This is a genomic window from Methanobrevibacter sp. (assembly GCF_045120835.1).
Taxonomy (GTDB): domain Archaea; phylum Methanobacteriota; class Methanobacteria; order Methanobacteriales; family Methanobacteriaceae; genus Methanocatella.
In genome coordinates this window covers 1-2,810 of the sequence record NZ_JBGVFE010000066.1, presented here as the reverse complement: position 1 = coordinate 2,810, position 2,810 = coordinate 1, and the positions used below count along the sequence as shown (strand labels likewise).

Here is a 2,810-nt window from a genome sequence, read left to right as displayed (position 1 = left end):
TAATGATTTTAGAGATAAATTAGATGATTCAATTGATTATTTGTCATTCACTAAAAAGGAAGACCAGTTAAGCGTTTCTAAGTTTTCAGATGAGATGGCGGAACACAAGATGATCGGGGATGTTTTTCCAATTGTATTTATCCTGGTAACATTTTTAACACTTCTAACAACAATGACACGGATTGTTACTCATCAGAGAACTCAAATTGGAATTCTAAAGGCAGTTGGATTTAAAGACAAATCCATAATATTGCATTATCTGTCTTATGGTTTCTGGCCGGTTTTGGCAGGGGCTGTTTTAGGATTGATTTTGGGGCCTATGATAATTCCTCAGATGTTTTATCCGACAATGCAATCTAGCTATAGTATGCCTTCGTGGAATCCGGGATTTGACATGAGTTTTATTTATATTTCTGTATTGATGGTCTTATCCTCTGTTTTTGTAACATATATTAGTTGCAGGAGAATTTCAAAGGAAAATCCTGCAAATACAATGAGACAAAAGGCTCCAAATACTTCTTCGAATACAATAATTGAAAAATCAAGATTTTGGAAGCGTTTGAGTTTCAATCTCCGATGGAATTGGAGGGATGCTCGAAGAAATAAATTCAGGGCACTGATGGCAATAGTGGGCGTTATGGGTTGTGTGGCCCTGCTAATTGCCGCATTCGGTATGAATGACAGTATGAACGAATTGAAATCATGGGAATATGATGATATTACTCATTATGAGTCAAAATTGCTGCTTTCAAATAATGCATCGGCAATGGAATTATGGTACATCTTAAACGATACCGACGGCAGCTTTATCATGCAGCAGATAATTGAGATTAAAGCAAATGATATGGAAGATACGGCGTCGATTCTCGTATCGAACAATACGGATTTGATATCCTACACTGACAGTGGCAGGAATCCGATTGAAATCAATGAGGGGGATGTATCAATATCTACCAAGCTTGCCGAGAAGTTTAATTTAATCAAGGGAGATAGAATAAGGTGGCATATTGTTGGAAGCGATGAATGGGTATCATCTAAAATTGGCCAGATTCATGCGGAGCCAATTTCACAGGGTTTGATAATGTCTCCAGATACCTTGGAAGACCAGGGTCTTAATTTCACGCCTACAAACATTATTCTGCCCGAGCCATACGGCAAAAACTTTGACTCAATAAAATCCGAAACCACAATAGACACGATGAAAGAGAACTGGGATCAGATTACAACAGCGGTAATGATGATGGTTTATGTTGTAACAGTTGTGGCAGTTGCTCTTGCTATTCTTGTGCTTTATAATTTGGGAATTCTATCATTTACAGAAATGGAGCGGGAGATTGCCACATTGAAGGTTTTGGGATTTAAGACAAATGTTTTAAGAAAATTGCTTTTAACTCAAAATGTAATATTTGCCTGCATCGGATTTGTTTTGGGAATTCCGCTGGGATTCTACTTCATGACGCTAATGATGGGGGCGGCCGGAGATTCTCTTTATTATATTCCATCTTTAACCTGGGGGAACATTTTATTGTCTGCAATAATAACATTTTCAATATCAATTGGTGTTAATCTTTTGTTTTCAGATAAAATTAATGATTTAAACATGGTTGAAGCACTAAAAGATGTTGATTGAATCGTTTATTAAAATACTTAATGTTTTTATAATATTAAATTAATATTTATTATTATGTATAATAAGGTATACTTTATAATGTTTAGAGAATTTTTTTAGTTTTAAATATTATTTAGCTTTTATCAATGGAGGCATGTTTGAAAATGAATAAATTTTTATTAATTGTTTCACTTGTTCTCATTTCCTTACTTGCTGTTGGTGCTGTAAGTGCTGCAGATTCCGACAATATGTCTGATGATTCGGTTATGCAGGTAGCAAGTGTGGATGTTGATGAGCAGGATGTTGTTGGTGAAGTAGATAATTTTAATGTTGCTTCAGAAGTTGATGAATTAGAAAATCCTGATGAACCAACTGTTCTTAATAAGTTAAATAATCAATCAAATGAGGTTTTGGGTGCGGAAAATACAGATAACGATGATATCGTTTCTGTTGATGATACAGATTCTGGACCTGAAGGCGCGGATAATGATCCATTGCTTGCTAGTTCTGACAGCACTCCTATTTCTGGGGGATTTTTATCATCCCTATTTGGCGATAAGATTGATTTGACTAAATATGTCGAAAAAATTAATAACCCCGGTAAAATTAGTTTGGATTTATCTGGATTGTTTGATATTAAGGACACAAACAAGGTACAGAATATTTCTGATATTTATGATATCATAATTTCTTCAATAAATCTCGATAACTTTAATGGTTCCATGATAATCAGTGGATTAGGGGAGCTTTATGACGGATTGGGTCTCAATATCATAGTTATTGAAGGGCTGGATGAAAGTATAAACGGAACTTATGTAAACTATACAGAGATTTCTGTGGGTATAGATTATATCAAAAACGGGTTGGCAATTAATATTTCAACTATTAAGGAAGGATTTAAGGATATAATCGGCGGAATTATGTTTAATACTTCTGCATTTATTGATGATTTGATTGCTAATCTTCCTGATTTTGCGTTTAATTTGACTGAGTTCGCCAATGATTTTAATCTGTCCACTTTCGTTGAAGGTATTGTTGGTAGTCTTCCTGATTTTGCGTTTAATTTGACTGAGTTTGTGGATGGTTTGAATTTGTCTGGTGTTATTGAGGGCATTGTTGGTAGTCTTCCTGATTTTGCGTTTAATTTGACTGAGTTTGTGGATGGTTTGAATTTGTCTGGTGTTATTGAGGGCATTGTTGG

General features: G+C 35.0%; 2 protein-coding genes. Both read left to right on the top strand.

The window, feature by feature from the left end:
• Window positions 1–1,630, top strand: a 1,630-nt coding sequence (locus ACJMLO_RS06455; RefSeq protein ID WP_405295068.1) for an FtsX-like permease family protein, incomplete at its 5' end; no start/stop codon positions are given.
• Window positions 1,631–1,767: 137 nt separating this feature from the next.
• Window positions 1,768–2,810 (top strand): hypothetical protein (locus tag ACJMLO_RS06450; RefSeq protein WP_405295066.1); only part of this gene is annotated, 1,043 nt, incomplete at its 3' end.